Source organism: Haloplanus sp., from assembly GCF_028275055.1.
Taxonomy (GTDB): Archaea; Halobacteriota; Halobacteria; order Halobacteriales; family Haloferacaceae; genus Haloplanus.
The window spans coordinates 17,593-38,375 of record NZ_JAQCNJ010000025.1 but is presented as its reverse complement, the minus strand read 5'-3'; the positions used below and the strand labels follow the sequence as shown (position 1 = coordinate 38,375).

Below are 20,783 nucleotides of genomic sequence, written 5' to 3'. Positions count from 1 at the left end.
GTAGGTGAACTCGTGGAGGAACGGTGGGTAATACCGTTGTTCTCGGGCGATCACGCTGTCGCGGGCTCAGGCGACCACGCTGTCGACAACCTCGTAGCCGTCGTCCTCGACGCCGATGACCGCCCACTCGTACGCCGGATCGAGACGGCTGAGACGGTCTCGCAGGTCCCCTGCAGCGGTCATCCACGTGACGAAACATCGGAGCCGATACTCCGCTCGCCCTCCGTCGGCCCGGAGTGTTCGGGGCGACGACGCTTCATCGGCGTCGAGTGCGGTCACGTGGACGGTCCGCCATTTTCGCTCGGCACGGAGTTCGCCCCCGTCGTCCTTGACCGAGTAGCCAAGGCGCCGGAAGATGTCTCGTGCCTCCTCTATGGGTGGCATGGTAACAGGGGCCATGTATCGTCATATACGGGGTGTCGGATGATAAGTGTTACCACACTCTCATTACTCGTGCGCCGCGTCCCAGCGGTCCGGATTCGGATGGGTGCCACGGAGTGCATTTGACGTGACCCGTCGCGTTACCCGCGTTGTCGAACGTCCCGCACCCGCTACGGCGGCCCTATCGGTCACTCCGATACGGTGAGAAAACTCGGCCTCGGGGCCACGCTCGCGACATCGCGGTGGACGTAGACGACTGTGTCGGCCGGTGTGGTATACTCCCCGGGCGACACGTCAGGTCCGGAAGGACTCGCCACAGCCACACTCGGAGACGACGTTCGGGTTCTCAACGTGAAATCCCTCGGCCTGTAACCCCGACTCGAAGTCAAGCACCGATCCGCCGATGTAGTCGGCACTGGCCGGGTCGACGAACACTCGGAGGTCGTGTGCTTCGATTATCATATCATCGTCTTCCGGTTCGTCGTCGAATCGCATTCCGTACGAGAGTCCGGCACAGCCACCCTGTTGGACGAACAGGCGCAGTCCGCCGATGTCCGAGTCCATCCCCTCCCGGTCCATCAGCGACAACGCTTGATCCGCCGCGTCGGGGGTGATTTCGACGACCCGGTCGGTCGTCCCGTCCACGGTTTCGGTGCTCATAAACGTGGTTACAGGGTCAAGCGTGTTAACCCTGACGGGAGGATGTAACGACTCGTCGTTACGCCGGCTACTCGAAACGCCGACGAACGCTCTCGGCGTGTGCGTCGAGTCCTTCCGCCCCCGCGAGGGTCGTGATCGTCTCCGAGAGGTCGGTGAGGGCCTCTTTGTCGAGACGCTGGACCGTTGTCGACCGGAGAAACGTCTCGGCGGACAGCCCGCCAAAGCGCCTCGCCCCGCCGCCAGTCGGCAGGACGTGGTTGGTGCCGGAGGCGTAGTCCCCCGCCGCAACCGGTGTGTACGGCCCGAGAAAGACGCTTCCGGCGCTGTCGATGCGATCGAGTACCGCCTCGTCGTCCTCGGCTTGGATCGAGAGGTGTTCGGCCGCGTACTCCTCGGCGAACAGCACCGCCTCGGACATCGACCGCGCGAGAAGAACTCCGCTGGCATCGTTGTTGAGGGCGGCCTCGACCGTCTCGCGGCGCCCGCAGTCCGGCAGTTGGTCGTCGACCGCCTCGGCCACCGCGTCGGCGAGGGCCGGATCGGCGGTCACCGCGACGACCGACGCGTGGGGGTCGTGTTCGGCCTGTGCGAGCAGCTCCGCGGCGACGAACGCGGGATCCGCCGTCTCATCCGCGATGACGAGCACCTCGCTCGGTCCGGCGAGAAAGTCGATATCGACATTACCCCGCACCTCGGCCTTGGCGGCGGTCACCCACCGGTTGCCCGGCCCGACGATCTTCTGGACGGCGTCGACGGTTTCGGTGCCGTATGCCAGTGCGGCGACACCCTGTGCTCCCCCGATGCTGTAGACGACGTCCGCTCCCGCCTCGTGGATAGCCGCGAGTGTCGCGTCGTTCATCTCCTCGGCGGGTGGGGTGGCGACGGCGACGTGGCCGACGCCAGCCACCGTCGCGGGGACGACCCCCATCAGCGCACTCGACGGGTAGGCGGCCGCGCCGCCGGGGACGTAGACGCCGACCCGTTCAAGCGGCCGAAATCGTCGCCCGAGTTCCCGCCCGTCGAAGTCCTCACGCCAGTCCGCGGGCAGTTGTTTCTCGTGGAACTCGCGGACGTTGTCCGCGGCCGCCCGGATCGCGTCCAGCAGGTCGTCGTCGACGCGTTCGTGGGCCCGTTCGGCCGCGTCGGTCACGTCTATGTTCCCGACCTCGACGCCGTCGAACTCGCGACAGAACTCCCGTACCGCCACGTCACCCTCGTCCCGAACCCGACCGACGATCCTGCGGACGTCGTTCCGGACCTCCTCGACGCCGGCGTCGCGGCCGAACAGCGCGGCGCGCTCTTCGGGCCCGAGCGCTTCGATTTCGCGTACTTCCATGTCGTCGGGTTACGCCGGCGGTCGAAAAGGGATTCCGGTCCGCCCGCCCACGGGAGTCGAGTCCATCACCGGGTCTGCCCCACCGCGGCTCACTCCGTGTTGTGTGAGTGCCCCATCACGAACGCGACGGCGTTGAGACCGACCAGTCCGCCGAAGGCGAACTGGTGTGTGGCGGCCAGTCCCGTCGCCAGCAGGGGGAGATAACTGAACGGGAGAAGCGCCGCCAGCCAGAACGCGACGAAGCGAACGGCCCGCGCCGCAAGCGACGCGGCCCGCCGGAGGACCGTGGGGACCGAGAGCGACTCAACGGCGGTGCGTGCAACGGCGGTGGACTCGGGGACGGACATGATGACTGGCTCCACCCGCCCCTTTCCACTCCACGTTCATATAACGGTCAAATCGTTGGACTGGCTTCAGGTGTGTTCGAACCCCCAGCGGAATCGGTCGTGTCGTTCACCTCGTTTTACAACCGACACAGAATGGTTCAAACAGTTTATACCGTCGGTAGCGGTCGTCACCCCCGACGGGACGGCTCGACCCTTGCCGAACCCCTGTCCCATTCTGGTGTAACCGAAATACGTAACGTATCGTCCCGATCGTAGTTTGTATAAGTTTTTCAATACTTCTTTATGTATCGGAGGGGTAGACCGCGGCGATGGGAACGCCGGAACGGGAACGGTACGCGAAGTCGAGGTCGCGGTTCGAGGTCGACTTCGGGGAGGTGACCGGTGCGGTGGGCGATGCGGTGACCGTGCTCCCTATCGTCGTCGCCGTCGCGGCGCTCACCGACCTCTCGCTCGCTCGGTTGTTGCTCGGCTTCGGCGTCTTCCAGGTCGTCTGGGGGCTTCATTACGGCTACCCGATGTCCGTTGAGCCGATGAAGGCCCTCGCGGCGTTGGTAATCGCCGGCGGGCTCTCGACCGGCGAGTACGTCATGGCCGGCCTGCTCGCCGGCGGTGTCTTGTTGGTCGTCGGCCGCGCGGGCGGATTGGATCGGCTGGCTCCGTACGTCGGCGAACCGGTCGTCCGCGGCATCCAACTCGGTGTCGGGTTGATCCTCCTGCGGACCGGCGTGACGACAGGGCTTGCAGACCCCACGCTCGCGGCCGCCTCGGGGGTCGTCGCCCTTGTGGCCGTCCTCGTTGGCTACCGGCGCCTCGCACCGCTTGCGGTCCTCCTTCTCGGCGGTGTGCTCGCCGTTTCGGCGGCCGGGTCGATCACCCCACGACTTCCGTCGCTCGTTCTCGTCGACCCGGCGAGTCTCTCCCTTTCCCGGAACACCCTCGGCGCGACGCTCGGTCAGCTGGCGATGACCGTCGGAAACGCCGCCGTCGCCACGTCACTGCTGGTCGGGGAGTACTTTGACGCCGATACGTCGCCGGACGACCTCTCGGCGAGTATGGGACTGATGAATCTGCTCGCTCTCCCCCTCGGCGCGATGCCCATGTGTCACGGGAGCGGGGGCGTCGCCGGGAAGTACGCTTTCGGTGCGCGAACCGCCACCTCGAACCTGCTTCTGGGCGGGGGCTACGTCCTCCTCGCGCTCGTTGCCGTCGACGCCGTCGCGGCGTTCCCGATGGCCGTTCTTGGGGTCGTGCTCGCCCTCGTCGCCGTCGAACTCGGCCGGGCCGGCGTCGACACCGACGACCCCCTCCTGACCGGTGCCGTCGGTGTCGTCGCCCTTCTGACAAACGTCGGCGTCGCCTTTGTCGTCGGCGTTGTCGGCTACCACGCCCTCACCCGCCTTCGCCGAACCGTTTGATACCCCCGAGAGCTGTCGGGTTAGAACCCCGTCGCGACCCCGTCCTTCCGGGGTTCGGTCGCCCCCGAGATGACGCCACCGGACAGCCGCGTGATCTGGCCGCCGCCAAACGCCGTCGGGGGTCGAACCGTCACGTCGTGGCCTCGGCGCGTGAGTTTCGGAAGGATACCCTCCGGAAACCGGTCCTCGACGGCGAGCGATCCGTTCTCGAAGTAACGCCACCGCGGCGCGTCCATCGCGGCCTGCAACGGCATGTCGTAGTCGAGCAGATTCGCAAGCACCTGGAGATGTCCCTGTGGTTGCATCGACCCGCCCATCACGCCGAAGGCCGCCCAGTCGTCGCGGTCGAAGCGAACGAGCCCCGGGATCAGGGTGTGAAACGGCCGCTTGCCGGGTTCGAGTCGGTTCGGGTGCTCCGGGTCGAGCGAGAACGAACTCCCGCGATTCTGGAGGGTGATCCCCGTCCCGGGGACGACCACGCCGCTCCCGAACTGCCCGAAGATGGAGTTGATCAACGACACCACGTTGCCCGCCTCATCGGCGACGGTCAGAAGCACCGTGTCGCCGTCCTCGGGCGGCGCTCCCGGGCCGCCGACGGAAACGCTCCCCGCGCGTTGTCCGACCGTGGTCGCCCGATCCGCCGCGTACGACTTCGATCCCAGCGCCGGCACCGCCTCGAACTCGGGATCGGTGATGTAGTGGTGGCCATCGTGGAAGGCACGTTTGAGCGACTCGACAAAGTAGTGGACGCGTTCGACCGAGTCGTAGGCGTAGGAGCCGGCGTCGACCGTCTCGGCGATGTTGAGGGCCTCGAGTGCGATCAGTCCCTGATTGTTCGGCGGGAGTTCGTACACCTCCGCCCCACGGTACGTCGTCGAGACCGGGTCGACGTACTCCGGTTCGAAGCCGGCGAGGTCGTCGGCCGCGAGCAGCCCCCCACGCTCGCGAACCGCGCTCGCGATACGGTCGGCGAGTGGCCCCTCGTAGAACGCGTCGGCCCCCGCCTCGGCCAGCGTCCGGAACGTCGATCCCAGATCCGGGAGCCGCATCATCTCGCCCACCTCGGGCGACCGCCCGTCGAGCAGGTACTCCTCTCTGGCGTCGGCCTCGTCGAACAACGCCTCGGCGACCGTCCACATCTCGGCGATCACCTCGCTCACCGGAAACCCCTCCGTGGCGTACTCGATGGCCGGATCGAGCGCCGCGGCCAGCGACCGGCGGCCGTGGTCCTCAAGCAGTCGCTCCCAGCCGCGGACGGTTCCGGGGACCGTGACCGACAACGGACCGGCCGACGGCATCGCCGCCGACGCGTCGCCGCCGACGCGCTCTCGAACGGCGTCTCGCGTCGCCTCGGCGGGTGCGCCACCACAGCTACGGAACGCGCCGACGTCGCCGTCTGCGGTGTGGTAGAGCGCGAACACATCGCCGCCGATGCCGGTGCTCATCGGTTCGACAACGTTCAGCGCGGCCGCCGTGGTCACCGCGGCGTCAAAGGCGTTGCCGCCCTCACGTAGCATCGTGACGCCCGCCTCGGCGGCGAGTGGCTGACTGGTTGCGACCACGCCGTTTTGTGCATACACCGTGGACCGACGCGAGTCGAACCGGTCGATATCAGGGGTCGAATCCATACATCGGCCGACACCCCGCGCGCACAAAACCGTTTGGTGGCCCGTGGCTTACGACGGCCCGTTCGGGACGGAGACGCCCCCGCCACAGCCGTCGTGCGTTCGGCCGGCGTCCCGGTCCATCTCGCCCCGTCCGTCCCCGGCGTGGCGCTCAGTCGATGTGGCCCTCACGGCGGAGTTGGTCGGCGTCCTGCCCGGAGTAGCGCCACTCGATGTTTGCCTTCTCGTCCTGCCACGACCACGGCTCGACGAGAACGACGTCGCCCTCGTTGATCCAGGTCCGGTATTTCATCCGGCCGGGAATACGCCCCATCCGGTTCTCGCCGTCCTCACACCGGACACGGACGTGATTTCCACCGTTGTGCTCTGTTACGACCGCGAACAACTCGTCGTCGTCGGGCATCCGGAGGTCCCGTCGCCCGCTTTCTTCGCTCATACAAACGCTACGCCGTGGGGACGGTTAAGTCATCGGAGACGCTCGTTATCGTGTCTCACGTGACATCGCGAAACCTTTGCCGATCCCGAGAAAACGGGGGCTGATGCGCGCCGCAGCTTTCACCGACCTGACCGGACCGGACGGGGTAGCCATCGTCAAGCAACAGACACCGTCGCCCGGTCCGGGTGAGGCCCGGATCGACGTCGACGCGTGCTCGATCAACCACCACGACCTCTGGATTCTCGACGGGGCGTCCGCGATGATCGACCCGACGGACCTCCCTTTCGTCTCCGGTCTCGACGTGGCTGGCGTCGTCGACGCCGTTGGCGACGGTGTGACCGGCGTCGAGTCCGGCGATCGGGTCGTGCTCTGTCCGAACCTGACCTGTGGCTCCTGTCGCTTCTGTCGGGAAGGGCCGGAGAACCTCTGTGCGTCGTACGCGCTGTACCACGGCGGTCTCGCGGAGGACGCCCGCGTCGAGGCCGACCGACTCATCCACCTTCCCGACGGGGTAGCAACGACGACAGCCGCGGCGCTTCCGACGGCGTACCTGACAGCCTACCACATGCTCCGCCGGGCGGCGCTCGAACCCGGCGACCTTCTTTTCGTTCCGGGAGCGACCGGCGGCGTCGGTGTTGCGGCCGTCCAACTCGCCGACGTGATGGGTGTCCGCTCCATCGGCACCTCGTCGGCGGCGTCGAAACTCGAATCCCTCACCGACCTCGGTGCGGACCACACCATCGAGGGAACCGACCCCGACCACCTCCGCGACGCGGTCAGGGAGGTGGGGACGCCCGATGCGGTCATCAACCACCTCGGCGGGGCGTACACCGGCCTCGGCCTCGACGTACTACGCCGAGGCGGTCGGATGGTCGTCTGCGGACGAACCGCCGGTCCCACCTCGGAACTCGACATCGGACACCTGTTTCGGACACACAAACGCGTTATCGGCAGCACGATGGGGACCCAAGCCGACTTGGAACGACTCGTCGGCCTCGTCGCCGACGGCGACCTTGATCCTCGGATCGACCGGGCTTACCCCCTCGACGAGACGGCCGACGCCTTCGCGGCGATGCGCGACCGCGAGACGCTCGGGAAACTCGTCGTCACCCCCTGAGCCACCGTCCCGGTGAGCCGGTTCGTTCCTTTGTCTCCCCGGCGCCGACGCGTCTACCACCCTCAACGACCCGGACGCCGGGCCGGCAGCCGGTGATCGTCCCAGCAAGAACGTGCCGGCGATGGCGGCCGCGAGACGGACAAGCGCCGCCGGACCGTCGCCGAGTTCGACGGCACGGAGCCCATCGGCGAGGCGTCGGACAGCCATATCGACGTGAGTCCACACGCGTAGAGCCACCGGTCGGACACGCCCGCCTCACCGACCGCCGGCGTGTGTGGTTCGACCGGTGACCGTGGGGACACGCCTTTGTCGTCGGCCCGAGACGCCTCCGTCGTGCTCGGTTCTCTCGCGTTGCTCGGACTCGCGGTCGTTTCGACGGCGGTTATTTGGGCGGGGAGCACCCGACTCGAACGCTCAGCCGGCCGACTCAGCCGACGGTACGGCCTGCCTGCGGCGGTCCACGGAGCCGTCGTCGTCGCCATCGGCTCGAGCTTCCCGGAACTCAGTTCCGTCGTCATCAGCACGCTCCTCCACGGTGAGTTCTCGCTCGGCGTCGGTGCGATCGTCGGGAGTGCGATCTTCAATCTGCTCGTGATTCCCGCCGTGTCGGCGCTCGTGAGCGAGGAGCTCGGAGCCACCCGCGACGTGGTCCACAAGGACGCGCAGTTCTACATCATCAGCGTCCTCGTCCTCTTCATCACGTTCGCGCTCGGCGCGACGTACGTCCCCGGCGGCACCAACGAGGCGGCGATCCTCACGCCGGCGCTCGTGCTCGTCCCCCTGCTCACCTACGGCATCTACGTCTTCCTCCAGTATCAGGACACCCGCGACTACGTCTCCCCGCCGCCGGGTGACATCGACGTCCGTCGGGAGTGGGCGACCCTCGCCCTCGCGCTCGGGCTCATCTCCGTCGGCGTCGAAGGCATCGTCAGCGCCGCGCTTGGCTTGGCGCGTACTTCGGTACCCCTGCCTTCCTCTGGGGCGTGACCGTCATCGCCGCCGCGACCAGCCTCCCCGACGCCCTCGTCAGCGTCCGCGCCGCCCGCGACGACGAGGACGTGACCAGCCTCACGAACGTCCTCGGGAGCAACACGTTCAACCTCCTCGTCGCCATCCCTGTCGGCGTCCTGCTCGCGGGGTCGGCCACCATCGACTTCCTCGTCGCCGTCCCGATGATGGGGTTTCTCGCCGCCGCGACGCTCGTGTTCATCGTCTTCACCCGCACCGACTCGAACTCTCGGTCGCCGAGGCGTACGCCCTCCTCGGGTTGTACGCCCTCTTTCTGGGCTGGATGGCCCTCGAAACCGTCGGCCGTCTCGACCTCGTCCGCGGGCTCTGATCGTCACAGCGACCCGGTGATGAACAGTTCGAACACGATGAAAAAGATCGGGAGCAGGATCGAACTGATGAGCCGGGTGACGATGCCGATCGAGAGGGGGTAGAGCTGGACGTTCTGGTAATCCTCGAACTCGCGGCGTGCGCGACGTATCTCCAGTTCCAGCAGTTCGTCGTCCGTCTTCGCGAGCGGGTCGTCCGGCAGGCCTTGGTCGGGCAGGTCCGTCACTGGGAGCGTCTCGCTTTCGGCTCCCTGATGGAGGAGCGCGAGCCTGTCTTCGAGTCGCCGGATCCGCTCGCGCTGGGTGTCGAGCATTCGCTCGTGGAGCTCCTGTGCCTGCCGGTTCACTTTGTACGTTGGATAAAGGAAATTGAGCGCGACCAGGAGGACGAACAGGGCGACCCCGGCGTAGACGATCTCGGCGTACGCGATATGGGAGGCGATCTGGAACGAAAGCGGGAGCGCGAGCGAGCCGAGCGAGATGATGAGCGTCATCCGGATGGCGAACGTGCCGACGGTGCTGAGGCCGCCGAGCCCGTCCGGGTGGAGCGGGTCGATGTCGAGGGAGATCCGCTCGGAAAACGCCCGGATCACGAGGACGGTGAGCAAGCCCCCGTGGGCCCGGAGACCCGCGAACAGGAGCCAGTAACAGAAGAAGGCGAGATACGCCCCGCGCTCGACCGTGGTCGTGATCCCCTGTGACCGGAAGTAGCCTTGCCCGACGACGAACACGAGGAGGACGAGGACGACCCACACGAGCGTGCTCACCCACCAGTACCGCGAGTAGTAGGTGTCGTACCGTGTCGCGAGTGCGTCGAGCGCCGACCGGTCCGACTCGGCGGTGATCCGCTCGATGTCGTCGAAGAACTTGGGGAGTAGCCGCTCGTCGTAGTACCACACGTCGAACGGCGCGCTCACCACCATCAGACAGGCGAGCGCCTGTCCGACCAGAAACGCCGTCGACGCCTCCGCGGGATCGACCGCGACGACCGTCGCGACGACCGGGATCCACCCCATCGTGCCTAGCCCGGCGACGAGCGGGTGGCCGACGTACTCGCGCGCCCACTCGACGACCCGACTCACCCAGAGCGACGTGGCGTTGTACTCCATTTTCGATCCCACCGTCTCGACCGATCGTTATAAACGTTCGACGCGAGCGGCGGCCGGCTACCGGTCGGTCGGCTCCCGGGGCTCCGTCCGCCGCCCGAACAGCCGTTCACGGAGGCTCCGGTGTCCCGGCCGCTCGGTGAGCAGCACCGAGCAGTCGAGTTCGTCGACCACGTCGAGGCGGAGCGAGTCGGCCACCAGACGGGTGAACAGCCCCCGCTCGACCGCGCCGATGACGACCAGCGAGTGGTCGGTCGCCCCCCTCGCGATGGACGATTCGACGTCCCCGGAGTCGTCGACGACCAGTTCGGCGTCGTCGAGGCCGTAGTCCGTCGCCCACCGCTTCAGGAACTCCTCGCCGGCCGTTCGGTCGTCCGGGCCGTCGACGACGTGGAGGAGCGTACTCTCCGCGTCGGTCGTCGTGGTCAATGCCCGCGCGACTTCGGCCCCGAGCCCACAGTCCGGCGAGTCGATCGTCGGGAGGAGCAACCGGGACGTATCGAGGTCCCGATCCCGGAGCGCGAGGAAGTCACACGGCGGTTCGCCGCCCAGATCGGTCAGCGACCGCCCGCCCCGCCCCGCGGTCCACGACCGGTCGTCGTCCCAGCCGATCATCAGGAGGTCGGCGTTTTCGCGCTCGGCGACGTCGAATATCTCCTCGAACGAGCGGTGCGAGACGATGGTCGAGGTTTCGGACTCGACGCCGTGGCCCTCGATGCGCGCCCGGATGTCCCCGAGTTTGCTGTCGGACTCGTCGATGATGCGCCTGTGCTGGCCGGAGCCGTACCCGCCTGCCCGCCGACCCGGGACCTGAACGACGTGGACGGGGTGGACGACGGCCTTCTCGCGTTCGCCGGCGATGAGACAGGCGAGTTCGATCAGCCGCGTCTCTGTCCGGGGGTTCGAGATGGGGACGACGATCCGGTACGGGCCGTTCTCGTCCGCCGTCCGGTCGCCCGTGTTGACGAGGGGGACGTACGATCGGCCGGCGAGGCTGCCGAACAGCCACTCCCGGGACGAAAGCTGTCGTTTCGCACCCTCGAACCGTGCGGATTCGAGGCGGTGTTCCGTCGTCTGGAAGTAGTTGACGACCGTCACCAACACGACCCCCCCGACGGTGTTGCCGAGCAACACGGGGATGGCGAACTCGGTCAGGCCGACGACCACCGAGAGGTCGTCGACGAACACGAGATACACCATCTCGGTGTACGAGACGACGATGTGGAACAAGTTCCCGAGGGGCACGGAGAGGAAGGCGAGATACACCACGACGATCCGGGAGATGGTGTCGCGGGCGGCGTACTCGACCCAGACGACACCGGCGACGATCAGGCCGGCGAACGCCGCCTTGGCGAACAGCGTCCCGGGTGCGGTCTCGACGCCCTTTCGGCCGAGGTCGACCGCCGTCGCTGCCGTCTCGGCCGAGAAGATCCCACCCCACGCCAGCGCGGCGGCCCCGACGGTCCCGCCCGCGAAGTTCCCGAGGAGGACGACGATCCAGTTGCGTAACAGCGCCGGGACGCTCACGAGGCGTTCGAGCGTCAGCGCCACCGGCGGGAGCGTGTTCTCCGTGTACAGTTGGTAGCCGCCGATGATGATGTAGATGAACCCGAGTGGGTACAGCATCGCCCCGAGGATCGGGTGGCCGTCGGTCGCCGACGTCAGCGACGCGTACAGCAGGAACGTGATGGTGATCGCGAACCCGGCTGCCAACCCGGAGAAAAACAGTTCTCGGGGGCCGGCGGTAATCTCCTCGTCGGCGGCGGCGACGATGCGCTGAAACACCTCGTCCGTCGAGAACCGGTCGCGGACGACCTCGCCGACCGCCGGTGCGCCGCTCCGGGAGCTTTCGACCGCCTCGCGCACCGTCTCCTCCGGGTCGGGTTGGTCGCCCTCGGTCATTGGCCGGTGCGACCCACCGGAGCCACTAAGAGTTTGAGGTTCCGGCCCATTCGGGCGACGGGACGCCGCCTCCCGGGATTATAAGCGTCCGAGTCGGTATGGGGCACGTATGTCGGACGAGACGACCGCCGGGCGAGCGACGACGACGGACACCGCCCCGCCGCTCCCGCCGTACCCCGACACCGTCGGGCACCCCCTCCTCCACACCGTCGGATCGATGCGCGACGTGTTCGGCTTCCGCGACCGAGCGATGGCCGACCGCGATTTCGTCCGGATCAAACTCCTCGGCCCCGGCGACGTCTACCATCTGGGCCACCCGGACCACTTCGAACGCGTCCTGTTGAACGACCGCGAGAACTTCCGTAAATCGGACGACTTCCGCATCGCGTTCGAGGGTGGCCTCGTCGCCGTCGAGGGGGAGACGTGGCGGCGACAGCGGGAGACCCTCCAACCGCTGTTCACCCGCGACAGCCTCGCCGACTACGCCGACGGCATGGTCGAGGTGATCCGCCGCCGGAGTCGCCGCTGGGAGCCGGGCACCCGGATCGACCTCACCCACGAGACGAGCCAGTTGAGCCTCGACGTGCTCTTTGCGACCCTGTTCGGTCGCGAACTCGAGGTCGACGGCGACGAGGAGGTCCGGACGGCGGCCGACCGGCTCCAACACTGGTTCGCCCCCACGTCGTACCCGCTTCCCCAGTGGGTCCCGACGCCCGCGCGCTGGCGATTCAAACGTGGCAAGCGACGGCTCCAGCGGGTCGCTACGGAACTGCTCGACGAGAAGGCCAGCGACCCGCCGGCCGACCCGACCGCGGCCGACGACCTCCTCTCCCTGCTCGTCGGCCTCCGCGAGGCCGGCGTCGAGAGCGACGCCCTGAGCGACGACCGCATCCGCGACCAGGTGGTGACGATGATCTTCGCGGGCCACGACACCACCTCGACCGCCATCGCCTTCGCGTTCTACGAGCTGGCGACCCACCCCGACGTGCGGGACCGCTTCCACGGCGAGGTCGACGCCCTCGATTCGGTGGGGATCGACGATCTTGACGCCCTCGCCGTGACCGAACGGATCGTCACCGAGGCGCTTCGCCTCTACCCACCGGTGTACACCATCCCCCGCGAGACGACGACCGACGTGACCGTCGACGGCCACCGGGTCCCCGAGGGGTCGCCGACGTGGCTCACGGTCGATCAGGTCCACCGCGACCCGCGGTTCTACGACGACCCCGAGACGTTCCGCCCGGGGCGGTGGGACGGCGACCTCCGCCAGCGCATCCCCGACTTCGCGTACGCGCCCTTCGGTGGCGGCCCCCGCCGCTGTATCGGCCGCCAGTTCGCGCTGATGGAGGCGAAACTGGCGCTTGCGGCCATCGGCCGCGAGTACCACCTCGCTTGGCCCGGCGACGACGCCGACGACACGCCGATGATCGCCGGCATGACCGCGCGCATGGCCCCGGAGACGGAGTTCCGCGTCGTCGAGCGGTGAGACCCTCGTCGGCACCCACATTTAATCTCGGCCCGCCGAACGAGGGCGTATGGCCACCAGCCCGCGAGCGTCCGTCGCCGACGCCGTCCGCAACGCCGTCCCGTTTCTCGTCATCACCGTCCTCTGGATTGCCGTCATGATCGCCGTCTACGGCCTCTTTCTCGTGACGAAGCCGTCCGGTATCACCTACGACGCGTGGGTCCACGCGTTCGTCTTCGCCGTGCCCGCCATCGGCTACGTTGGGCAGGTCCTCCAGCAAGCGGTCGCCAGTGGGGCGTGAGTTCGCTCCGCCGATCACGCCGTACGCGATCGGTCCCCGCCGGCCTCAGAGGACGACCACCGACGCAGCGGCGAACGCGGCTCCGAGCAGAACCATCACGCCCCCGGCGGCGACGAACGCGAGGTTTCGAGCGGCGTCCGTCTCCGGGTCGAGGAAGCCCTCGTCGGGCCGCGCCGGATCGACGTGTGCGGTCACCGCGTCGCCGACCTCGTAGTCGAAGTGGTCGCGGGCCCCCGCTTTGCCGGGGTATCGATGCGTCCCGTCCAGGCCGTCCGAGGGTGGTCCGACGTTCGACGAGGTGTACTGCTCCCCGTCGACCGTGTACTCGAACGTCACCGTCGGGACGTACTCCGTTCTGGTCGCGCCCGTACCGCCCTCGTCGTCGTCGATGGCCTGCCGTTGCGCCGAGACGCCGACGTCGGTGATCTCCGCCGGCACCTCGGTCGCGTTCTCGACGCGGTCCGCCTGTCCTCGATACGACGTCCATCCGTTCCACGCGACGACGGCCCCGATGCCCGTCCAGACGACCGATCCGAGTAGGGCACTGATCGATACCATCGGGTCCAATACGGGGCCGATAGATCAATAAGCTGACGCGTCGCTCCGCTCCTTCCGGCGTGGTCGCCGACCCGTCGGCGGTGCGACGCCGGGCTACCGACCGAGCCAACCCCCCTGTCGTGTCGCCCCTCGACGGACCGGCCGCCGTTCGACACCTCACAGCCGTTCCGCAAGAAGTGATCGTAAATTCATCTTTAATAGCGTATAGTACAGTGTACGTCTGTATGAACGGGGAAACGCACCTGAATCGTTCACTAACCTTCGATTCGGCGGTGGGATCGTGCCACCGCCCGGCGGCGGTTCCGGAGGCACGATGACGAAACGCCACGTCGAGGTCCCGGCGGAGGCACAGGCGGCGATCGACGACACGATCGACCGGATCGACACCCGGCTCGCCGAGGAGCCACTGGCTCCCACCGTCGCGGAGCTACTCGCCGACCTGTTCGGCGACTGGGACGCCTACAAGCGGTATCGAAGCGGTGAGTCGGTCCCGCCGATGACTCGACACCGGCTCCGGAGTTACGACCCACGAAACGCACTCATCGAAACCGAACACTGGGCCGAACAGGAGCTGTCGGCGTTACAGGAAACGAAATGTCTGCGGTATCTTTGGAACGGATTCGATCTGTCGCCGTTGTCGAACAACCTCGCTTTTGCCCTCCCGTTTCGGGAGACCCTCGCCGATCACCTGTTTGCCGACGCCGACGACGGACTCCGTCTGTTCGGCGGCATCAAGATCCAGTGTGGACACAACATCGTCATGGGGGACAACGTCGTCGTCCACAACGACGTGCTTCTCGACGACCGCGGGACGCTCTCGATCGGTGACCGCGTTTCCATCGCGGACCGGAGTCACATTCACACCCACGCTCACGACACCGTCGACCAGACGGACGTGACGGCCTACGAGACGATCTTAGAGGACGACGTTCGACTCGGGCACGGAGCGATGATCAGTGCCGGTTGCCGAGTCGGACGAAACGCTATGGTCGGCGCGGGGGCGAAAACGCTGGGTGATGTCCCGGCCCACCACATCGCGGCCGGATCGCCGGCGAAAAGCGTCAAAATCAAACCGGGCTGGGAGTCGGTCGCCGACGACCTAGGCCCGCTTCCGGACAACCGCGAGACTCGACGACTCCCGATGGAGTTCCCCGAATCGTTCGACGAGTTCGACGAGTTCGAACGGGAGCTATCGCCACCCGAAAACGTTTCAGGCTAGCGCACCCGTTCCAGTAAGAAGCCCGACCCCGCGGAAGGCGGGGTTACGGGCCGCCAAGCACGGACGCCTGACATGTGAACCCGGCTCAGGTCCCGGACCGCCGTGCCGAACCCACGCCCCGTCTTCGGTGGTGTGTTCTCGCACCTCGCCGAGACCCCTACGACCCTAGTTTCCGTTGTCCGTCGTGACGGCTGAGCGGTGCGGTGTGTTGAAATGTGCGCCCGGAACACTAACGTCCGACCTCATCCCTGGCGGCGTGCCGAGTCAGCCGGCTAACCCTCGTGCCGGGCGGCCGTCGGGTGCGTGGGACGGCGTCACGGGCCGTCGCTCGGACGGCCTTGCCGGCGATTCGTGGAATCACGAATCACCCGTGTCACGTGCCCGGGTTCGCCGCGCGTCATCGCGCCCTCGTAGGCGTGCTCGGGCGGGGACTGATGGCACGCAACTGTGGATATGCGCCCCAGCGATTTAACCCCTGGTCAGTAGACGTAGTCGCTCGCGGCGATCGAGACGTACCCGCCTTTCCGGAGACGGCGTTTGTGCCACTTATACCGGGCGAACAGCTTCGTCGCGTCCCAGCCGGCGGCAAAGCGCCGGTCGAACAGCCCGCCGCCCGACTCGTCGGCGACCATCCTCCGGGCCGTTCGGAAGACCCGGTCCCAGTCGTCCGGGTCGTACTCCCGGACCATGTCGGCCATGGTCACGTTACGGCGGATCTCGTCTCCGATCGCGGCCTTCCACGCACCGTTGTACCCCGAGAGGTCGCCCCTGCCGGCCAACCCGCCGGCGATGGCTCCGGTTCGGACCGCGACGTGGTCGCCGCCCTCGTGAAACGCCGAGGTGGTTCCCATCGCGCCGCCGACGACGGCCACCCCGGCCCCGACCGGCGAGTCGATCGGCCGTGTCGAGGAGATGGGGTAGGTTTCGGTTCCCTCCGACTTGCCGCGGCTCTCCACCAGCGGAAAGTCGCCGGGTACGTCGTACTCGTCGCCGTACTCGTGTTCGAGCAACCGGCGGAGATACTCGCTCCCGCTCGGAACCGTCCGATCGTCGGGCCGGAGCAACGCGTACGACTCCTGGTTCGCGACCGACGACAGGTCGAGACCGATAGGCATCGTCAGCCCGATCCGGGCCACGTCGTCGTCGTTCGGAAAGATCCACGGGTATGCCGTGTGGCCCGGCATATACCCCCACCAGAACGAGATGGCACCGCGGAGGTCCTCGGCGACGGCCGGCGGGAGACGACGATGCTCCTGATACGCGATATGGTTCACACTCGTCGTGTCGAGGCGGTCGGTAACCGGGTAGGGGAGAAGCCGATCCAACACTCGGTTGGTGACGGTGCGCTGTGGTCCGTCGGCGAGAACGACGAACTCGGCCCCGACCGGGTCGCCCCCGGCGATTCGCACGACGTGACGTGGGTCGTCACCGGGGGTCGTCTCCACGTCCCGGACGGAGACGCCGACACGGTAGTCGGCCCCGGCCCGTTCGGCCCGGTCGCGGAGCCAGTCGTCGAAGCGCGCGCGGTGGAAGGTGTAACCGAAAGCGTCGTATGAGGCCCCGATGCCGGTCGACCGGAGCACACAGGACTCCGACGGCCCGACAAACGCCGCCCGATCGAGTTCCGACAACAGGACGTCGTCGGGCAACTCGTCGGGGTGGATACCCATGATGTCGACCCAGTAGTCGAGGATGCCGGCGGCGTCGGTCGAGTCGGGACCAAGTCCCGACCGGTCCTCGCGCGGGACCCCCTTCTCGAGAACGAGCGCGGACGCGCCGGCTTCGGCTGCCGCGTGTGCCGCCGCGGAGCCGGCGGGGCCGCCGCCGACGACGGCGACGTCGACCTGTTCCATACCACACATCCTTGCCGGCGGCGGTATTAATCGACCGGATCGGATCGCCGTGTTCGCCGGCGCGTTCCGACCTCGTAGACTTATCACCCCGGCGGTCACACCCCCTCGCATGACCGACACCGATGTCGTCGTTCTGCGACAGAAGATCCACGGGATGTCCCCCGAGTCGTACGGTGCGAAGCTCCGCGACCGCCTCCCCGACCACGGAGTGGCGGTCGCGACCACGCCGGCCGAGGAGCGGGACCTGCTCTCACGCGCCAGCGTGGCGACGGGTATCCGCTTCGATCCGGAATGGCTGGACCTCGCGGCGCATCTCGACCTTTTCGCGTGTGCGTACGCCGGAACCGGTCATCTCGATATCGGGGCGTTCGAGGCAGCGGGCGTCGCCGTCACCAACGCCGCCGGGGTCCACGGCTCGAACGTCTCAGAGTACGTCATCGGCTCGCTGATCGCCCACGAACGTCGGTTTCGGCGCGCCCGGGCACAACAGGAGCGGGCCCACTGGGAAGCGTACCCCGTCGGCGAACTCCGGGGGAGCACCGCGGCGGTCGTCGGCCTCGGTGCAATCGGCACCTCGCTGGTCGACCGCCTCGGCCCCTTCGGCGTCGAAACGATCGGCGTCCGGTACACGCCCGAGAAAGGGGGCCCGACCGACGAGGTGGTCGGCTTCGACGAGGTGCACTCGGCGCTCGCTCGCGCCGACTACGTGATCCTCGCGTGCCCGCTCACCGAGACGACGCGGGGCCTGATCGACGCCGACGCGCTGTCGTCGATGCGGGCCGACGCCCTCCTCGTCAACATCGCCCGGGGGCCGATCGTCGACACCGACGCCCTCGTCGAGACGCTTCGCAGGACGGACATTCGGGGGGCAACGCTCGACGTAACCGACCCCGAACCCCTCCCGGCCGACCACCCGCTCTGGTCGTTCGAGAACGTCCAGATCACGCCACACAACGCCGGCAACACGCCGAAATACCACGACCGACTCGCGGACATCCTCGCGGGGAACCTCCGGCGGATGGCCGAAACCGGCGACACCGAGGGGCTGGAGAATCAGGTTCGTTAACGCTCGGGCGGTGCGACCTCGTTTCGCAGGGTGCCGACCCCCTCGTAGGTGATCTCGATGGTGTCGCCCGGTTCGACCACGCCGGGGTTCGCCGGACTGCCGAAGGCGATTACGTCGCCCGGCTGGAAGGTGAACCGCTCGGACAAAAAGGAGACGATCTCGTGTGGGTCGAACAACATGAGTTCCGTGTTGGCCTCCTGCCGTCGCTCCCCGCTCACGTCGGTGTGCATGTCGATCCCGTGTGGATCGAGGTCGGTCTCGATCCACGGGCCGAGCGGACCGGAGGCGTCGAAGGCTTTCCGGGCGGTGCGGCCCGGCTGATCGAGTGCGTCGAGGTCGTTCATAATCGTGTACCCTCGGATCACCTCCGGCACCTCCCCGGCGTCGAGCCGGTGGCACCGCTCGTCGATCACGGCCGCCAACTCGCCCGCGTAGGTCACCTCCTCGGAGAAGGAGGGGTATGGAACCGGCCGGTCGTGTGCAACGACCGAGGCGGGTGGCTTGATGAAAAAGGCCGGCTGGTCGGGCACGTCGTACTCCATCTGATCGAGCGTTTCTGCGAAGTTCCGGCCGACACAGTAGAGCGCCGAGGGGTCACAGGGCGGCGCGAGGCGGCCGTCCTCGCCGACGGCGAACGTTCCCGCGTCGGTTTCGACGACACCGTCTCGGTACGTCCCGGCGTGAACCTCACCGTCGACCGCGATGCGTGCGCGTTTCATACGCTTCCGTCCCGTCCGACCGTCAAACCGCTTGTGGATCTCCCGTTGGGGCGCCGCGCCCGTCGCCGGCGGGATCCGGTTCTGCAGAAGGGTTTTACGTGTAAAACGATAACACACACCGTACCTCTACCGGCGGCCCTCAACCCACGCCAGTTTTTACTCGCGGGCCGATAGAACGGGACGATGGACTCCGAATTACGCAACCGCGTCGAGCGGGCGGCGCGGACGCACGCGCTGTTGAACGCCGTGAAGTACGACAGCGATGCCGAGGTCGGTGCGGTCATGGGGCCGCTGCTGGGCGAACACCCCGAGTTTCGGGAACACGCCGACGAGATTCCGGGCGTCGTCGGCGGTGTCGTCGCCGAGGTAAACGACCTTCCGGCCGCCAAGCGTCGGGCGAAACTCGAGGAACTGGCCCCCGAGCAGTTGGCCGAACTCGAGGCAGACGACGAGGGCGACGACCACCCCCTGCCCGACCTGCCGAACGTCGACGACCACGCAGAGGTGGTGATGCGTGCGGCTCCCAACCCGAACGGTCCATGGCACCTCGGCCACGCCCGGATGCCCGCGGTCATCGGGACGTACAAGAAGCGGTACGACGGCCGCTTTCTCTGCCGGTTCGACGACACCGACCCCGAGACCAAGCGCCCGGACCTCGACGCATACGACGCCATCCTTGACGCCATCGACTACCTCGGGTTCGACCCCGACGAGGTGTTGTGTGCGAGCGACCGATTGGAGACGTACTACGACCACGCCCGCGAACTGATCGACCGCGGCGGGGCTTACACCTGCTCCTGTCCGCAAGCGGAGTTTTCGGACCTGAAGAACGCGGGCCAAGCCTGCCCCCACCGGGACAAGGACACCGCCACCACACGCGAGGAGTTCGAGGCGATGGTCGACGGCGGCTACTCGGCCGGCGAGATGACCCTTCGGGTTCGGACCGACATCACCCACAAAAACCCCGCGCTCCGGGACTGGGTCGCCTTCCGGATGATCGACCGGCCCCACCCCCGACCCGAGGCCGCGGACTACCGGTGTTGGCCCATGCTCGATTTCCAGTCCGGCGTCGACGACCACCTCACCGGCGTCACGCACATCATCCGCGGCATCGACCTGCAGGACTCGGCGAAGCGCCAGCGGTTCGTTTACGACTACTTCGACTGGGAGTACCCCGAAGTTGTCCACTGGGGGCACGTACAGGTCGACGCGTACGACGTGCAACTCTCGACGTCGACGATCAAGGAGCTGATCGACGCCGGCGATCTTGACGGCTGGGACGACCCACGCGCACCGACCCTTGCCAGCCTCCGGCGACGGGGAATCCGTGGCGAAGCCATCGTCGACGCCATGGTGGAACTCGGCACCTCGACAAGCAACGTGGACCTGTCGATGAGCGCCGTCTACGCGACCAACCGCGATCTGATCGACGACGATGCAGACCGACACTTTCTCGTCCGGAACGGTGTCGAGAAGGCGGTCGTGGGTGGTCCGGACGCCGGCAATCCACCCGTCCACCCCGACCACGAGGACCGGGGCCGTCGCGAGATTCCGGTTCCGGGTGGTGTCCTCGTCGAACCCGACGACGTGCCGCCGGCCGGCGACCGCGTCTGGCTGAAAGGCTTTGGCTGTGTCCGCCACGTCGACGGCGACTTCGAGTACGTCGGTGACGACATCACGGCCGTTCGCGAGGAGGGCGTCCCGGTGGTTCACTGGGTGCCGGCCGAGGGCGGCGTCCCCGTCCGCCTGCGTACGATGGACGGCGATGTGACCGGTGTCGCCGAACCCCGGTTCGGATCGACGGCGATAGACGAACTCGTCCAGTTCGAACGGATCGGCTTCGCCCGCGTCGACAGTCACGGTGCCGACGACACGGCGTCGGTCGCGTACCTCGCCCATCGCTGACGCCGAGTCTCCGCCCGAGAACGGTGTGTCCGAAT

Annotated in this window: 18 protein-coding genes and 1 pseudogene; 8 read left to right on the top strand and 11 right to left on the bottom strand. The window is 67.4% G+C overall.

Annotated elements, in window-relative coordinates:
- Nucleotides 1-66 precede the first annotated feature (66 nt).
- The 4 genes from Q0925_RS03335 to Q0925_RS03320 all read right to left on the bottom strand — a co-directional run bounded on the left by Q0925_RS03335 (nucleotide 67) and on the right by Q0925_RS03320 (nucleotide 2,739).
- The gene (locus Q0925_RS03335; protein WP_299331901.1) at nucleotides 67-399 is read right to left on the bottom strand and encodes a DUF7116 family protein; all 333 of its coding nucleotides are present in this window, start codon (nucleotides 397-399) and stop codon (nucleotides 67-69) included.
- A 276-nt stretch (nucleotides 400-675) separates the two neighbouring features.
- Nucleotides 676-1,041, bottom strand: coding sequence for a HesB/IscA family protein (locus Q0925_RS03330; protein ID WP_299331899.1), 366 nt, complete (start codon nucleotides 1,039-1,041; stop codon nucleotides 676-678).
- A gap of 67 nt (nucleotides 1,042-1,108) precedes the next feature.
- Nucleotides 1,109-2,377 carry a histidinol dehydrogenase gene (hisD, locus tag Q0925_RS03325; RefSeq protein WP_299331897.1) on the bottom strand — a complete coding sequence of 423 codons (1,269 nt, stop codon included), beginning with the start codon at nucleotides 2,375-2,377 and terminating at the stop codon, nucleotides 1,109-1,111.
- A gap of 89 nt (nucleotides 2,378-2,466) precedes the next feature.
- The gene (locus tag Q0925_RS03320) at nucleotides 2,467-2,739 is read right to left on the bottom strand and encodes a hypothetical protein (RefSeq protein WP_299331895.1); all 273 of its coding nucleotides are present in this window, start codon (nucleotides 2,737-2,739) and stop codon (nucleotides 2,467-2,469) included.
- 293 nt (nucleotides 2,740-3,032) lie between these two features.
- Here Q0925_RS03320 and Q0925_RS03315 point away from each other — a divergent pair, with 293 nt between their 5' ends.
- The gene (locus tag Q0925_RS03315) at nucleotides 3,033-4,139 is read left to right on the top strand and encodes a putative sulfate/molybdate transporter (protein ID WP_299331893.1); all 1,107 of its coding nucleotides are present in this window, start codon (nucleotides 3,033-3,035) and stop codon (nucleotides 4,137-4,139) included.
- Nucleotides 4,140-4,159: 20 nt separating this feature from the next.
- Here the strand turns inward: Q0925_RS03315 and ggt are convergent, their stop codons facing one another.
- Together ggt and Q0925_RS03305 are read right to left on the bottom strand one after the other, a co-directional pair.
- A complete protein-coding gene (gene ggt / locus Q0925_RS03310) occupies nucleotides 4,160-5,767 on the bottom strand; it encodes a gamma-glutamyltransferase (RefSeq protein ID WP_299331891.1) in 1,608 nt (535 codons plus the stop codon).
- Between the two features lie 148 nt (nucleotides 5,768-5,915).
- Nucleotides 5,916-6,200, bottom strand: a complete 285-nt coding sequence (locus tag Q0925_RS03305; protein ID WP_299331889.1) for a translation initiation factor eIF-1A — start codon at nucleotides 6,198-6,200, stop codon at nucleotides 5,916-5,918.
- Nucleotides 6,201-6,303: 103 nt separating this feature from the next.
- On the opposite strand from Q0925_RS03305, the gene Q0925_RS03300 reads away from it, so the two are divergent.
- Nucleotides 6,304-7,317 carry an alcohol dehydrogenase catalytic domain-containing protein gene (locus Q0925_RS03300; RefSeq protein ID WP_299331888.1) on the top strand — a complete coding sequence of 338 codons (1,014 nt, stop codon included), beginning with the start codon at nucleotides 6,304-6,306 and terminating at the stop codon, nucleotides 7,315-7,317.
- A 333-nt stretch (nucleotides 7,318-7,650) separates the two neighbouring features.
- Nucleotides 7,651-8,656, top strand: a pseudogene (locus Q0925_RS03295) (sodium:calcium antiporter).
- Nucleotides 8,657-8,659: 3 nt separating this feature from the next.
- Here Q0925_RS03295 and Q0925_RS03290 read toward each other — a convergent pair.
- Nucleotides 8,660-9,763 carry a hypothetical protein gene (locus Q0925_RS03290; RefSeq protein WP_299331886.1) on the bottom strand — a complete coding sequence of 368 codons (1,104 nt, stop codon included), beginning with the start codon at nucleotides 9,761-9,763 and terminating at the stop codon, nucleotides 8,660-8,662.
- 57 nt (nucleotides 9,764-9,820) lie between these two features.
- Nucleotides 9,821-11,662, bottom strand: a complete 1,842-nt coding sequence (locus tag Q0925_RS03285; protein ID WP_299331885.1) for a formate/nitrite transporter family protein — start codon at nucleotides 11,660-11,662, stop codon at nucleotides 9,821-9,823.
- Nucleotides 11,663-11,771: 109 nt separating this feature from the next.
- Here Q0925_RS03285 and Q0925_RS03280 point away from each other — a divergent pair, with 109 nt between their 5' ends.
- A complete protein-coding gene (locus Q0925_RS03280) occupies nucleotides 11,772-13,148 on the top strand; it encodes a cytochrome P450 (protein ID WP_299331883.1) in 1,377 nt (458 codons plus the stop codon).
- 49 nt (nucleotides 13,149-13,197) lie between these two features.
- Nucleotides 13,198-13,428, top strand: coding sequence for a hypothetical protein (locus Q0925_RS03275; RefSeq protein ID WP_299331881.1), 231 nt, complete (start codon nucleotides 13,198-13,200; stop codon nucleotides 13,426-13,428).
- Nucleotides 13,429-13,473: 45 nt separating this feature from the next.
- Here the strand turns inward: Q0925_RS03275 and Q0925_RS03270 are convergent, their stop codons facing one another.
- Nucleotides 13,474-13,986: a DUF3592 domain-containing protein gene (locus Q0925_RS03270; RefSeq protein WP_299331879.1), complete on the bottom strand. Its 513-nt coding sequence runs from the start codon at nucleotides 13,984-13,986 to the stop codon at nucleotides 13,474-13,476.
- A 313-nt stretch (nucleotides 13,987-14,299) separates the two neighbouring features.
- On the opposite strand from Q0925_RS03270, the gene Q0925_RS03265 reads away from it, so the two are divergent.
- Nucleotides 14,300-15,205, top strand: a complete 906-nt coding sequence (locus tag Q0925_RS03265) for an acyltransferase (RefSeq protein WP_299331877.1) — start codon at nucleotides 14,300-14,302, stop codon at nucleotides 15,203-15,205.
- A gap of 479 nt (nucleotides 15,206-15,684) precedes the next feature.
- Here the strand turns inward: Q0925_RS03265 and Q0925_RS03260 are convergent, their stop codons facing one another.
- Nucleotides 15,685-17,058 carry an NAD(P)/FAD-dependent oxidoreductase gene (locus tag Q0925_RS03260; RefSeq protein WP_299331875.1) on the bottom strand — a complete coding sequence of 458 codons (1,374 nt, stop codon included), beginning with the start codon at nucleotides 17,056-17,058 and terminating at the stop codon, nucleotides 15,685-15,687.
- A 109-nt stretch (nucleotides 17,059-17,167) separates the two neighbouring features.
- On the opposite strand from Q0925_RS03260, the gene Q0925_RS03255 reads away from it, so the two are divergent.
- Nucleotides 17,168-18,124, top strand: coding sequence for a D-2-hydroxyacid dehydrogenase (locus Q0925_RS03255; RefSeq protein WP_299331873.1), 957 nt, complete (start codon nucleotides 17,168-17,170; stop codon nucleotides 18,122-18,124).
- Here the strand turns inward: Q0925_RS03255 and Q0925_RS03250 are convergent.
- The gene (locus tag Q0925_RS03250) at nucleotides 18,121-18,843 is read right to left on the bottom strand and encodes a fumarylacetoacetate hydrolase family protein (RefSeq protein ID WP_299331872.1); all 723 of its coding nucleotides are present in this window, start codon (nucleotides 18,841-18,843) and stop codon (nucleotides 18,121-18,123) included. The genes Q0925_RS03255 and Q0925_RS03250 overlap by 4 nt on opposite strands.
- Before the next feature lie 183 nt (nucleotides 18,844-19,026).
- On the opposite strand from Q0925_RS03250, the gene Q0925_RS03245 reads away from it, so the two are divergent.
- Nucleotides 19,027-20,748, top strand: a complete 1,722-nt coding sequence (locus Q0925_RS03245; RefSeq protein WP_299331871.1) for a glutamate--tRNA ligase — start codon at nucleotides 19,027-19,029, stop codon at nucleotides 20,746-20,748.
- Nucleotides 20,749-20,783 lie beyond the last annotated feature (35 nt).

Bases quoted from the DNA above. Each gene is read 5' to 3' on its own strand.
- Q0925_RS03250 (WP_299331872.1), bottom strand. From the start codon at position 18,843: ATGAAACGCGCACGCATCGCGGTCGACGGTGAGGTTCACGCCGGGACG.
- Q0925_RS03305 (WP_299331889.1), bottom strand. From the start codon at position 6,200: ATGAGCGAAGAAAGCGGGCGACGGGACCTCCGGATGCCCGACGACGAC.
- Q0925_RS03300 (WP_299331888.1), top strand. From the start codon at position 6,304: ATGCGCGCCGCAGCTTTCACCGACCTGACCGGACCGGACGGGGTAGCC.
- Q0925_RS03290 (WP_299331886.1), bottom strand. From the start codon at position 9,763: ATGGAGTACAACGCCACGTCGCTCTGGGTGAGTCGGGTCGTCGAGTGG.
- Q0925_RS03315 (WP_299331893.1), top strand. From the start codon at position 3,033: ATGGGAACGCCGGAACGGGAACGGTACGCGAAGTCGAGGTCGCGGTTC.
- Q0925_RS03285 (WP_299331885.1), bottom strand. From the start codon at position 11,662: ATGACCGAGGGCGACCAACCCGACCCGGAGGAGACGGTGCGCGAGGCG.
- Q0925_RS03265 (WP_299331877.1), top strand. From the start codon at position 14,300: ATGACGAAACGCCACGTCGAGGTCCCGGCGGAGGCACAGGCGGCGATC.
- Q0925_RS03275 (WP_299331881.1), top strand. From the start codon at position 13,198: ATGGCCACCAGCCCGCGAGCGTCCGTCGCCGACGCCGTCCGCAACGCC.
- Q0925_RS03280 (WP_299331883.1), top strand. From the start codon at position 11,772: ATGTCGGACGAGACGACCGCCGGGCGAGCGACGACGACGGACACCGCC.
- Q0925_RS03245 (WP_299331871.1), top strand. From the start codon at position 19,027: ATGGACTCCGAATTACGCAACCGCGTCGAGCGGGCGGCGCGGACGCAC.
- Q0925_RS03330 (WP_299331899.1), bottom strand. From the start codon at position 1,041: ATGAGCACCGAAACCGTGGACGGGACGACCGACCGGGTCGTCGAAATC.
- Q0925_RS03335 (WP_299331901.1), bottom strand. From the start codon at position 399: ATGGCCCCTGTTACCATGCCACCCATAGAGGAGGCACGAGACATCTTC.
- Q0925_RS03270 (WP_299331879.1), bottom strand. From the start codon at position 13,986: ATGGTATCGATCAGTGCCCTACTCGGATCGGTCGTCTGGACGGGCATC.
- ggt (WP_299331891.1), bottom strand. From the start codon at position 5,767: ATGGATTCGACCCCTGATATCGACCGGTTCGACTCGCGTCGGTCCACG.
- hisD (WP_299331897.1), bottom strand. From the start codon at position 2,377: ATGGAAGTACGCGAAATCGAAGCGCTCGGGCCCGAAGAGCGCGCCGCG.
- Q0925_RS03260 (WP_299331875.1), bottom strand. From the start codon at position 17,058: ATGGAACAGGTCGACGTCGCCGTCGTCGGCGGCGGCCCCGCCGGCTCC.
- Q0925_RS03255 (WP_299331873.1), top strand. From the start codon at position 17,168: ATGACCGACACCGATGTCGTCGTTCTGCGACAGAAGATCCACGGGATG.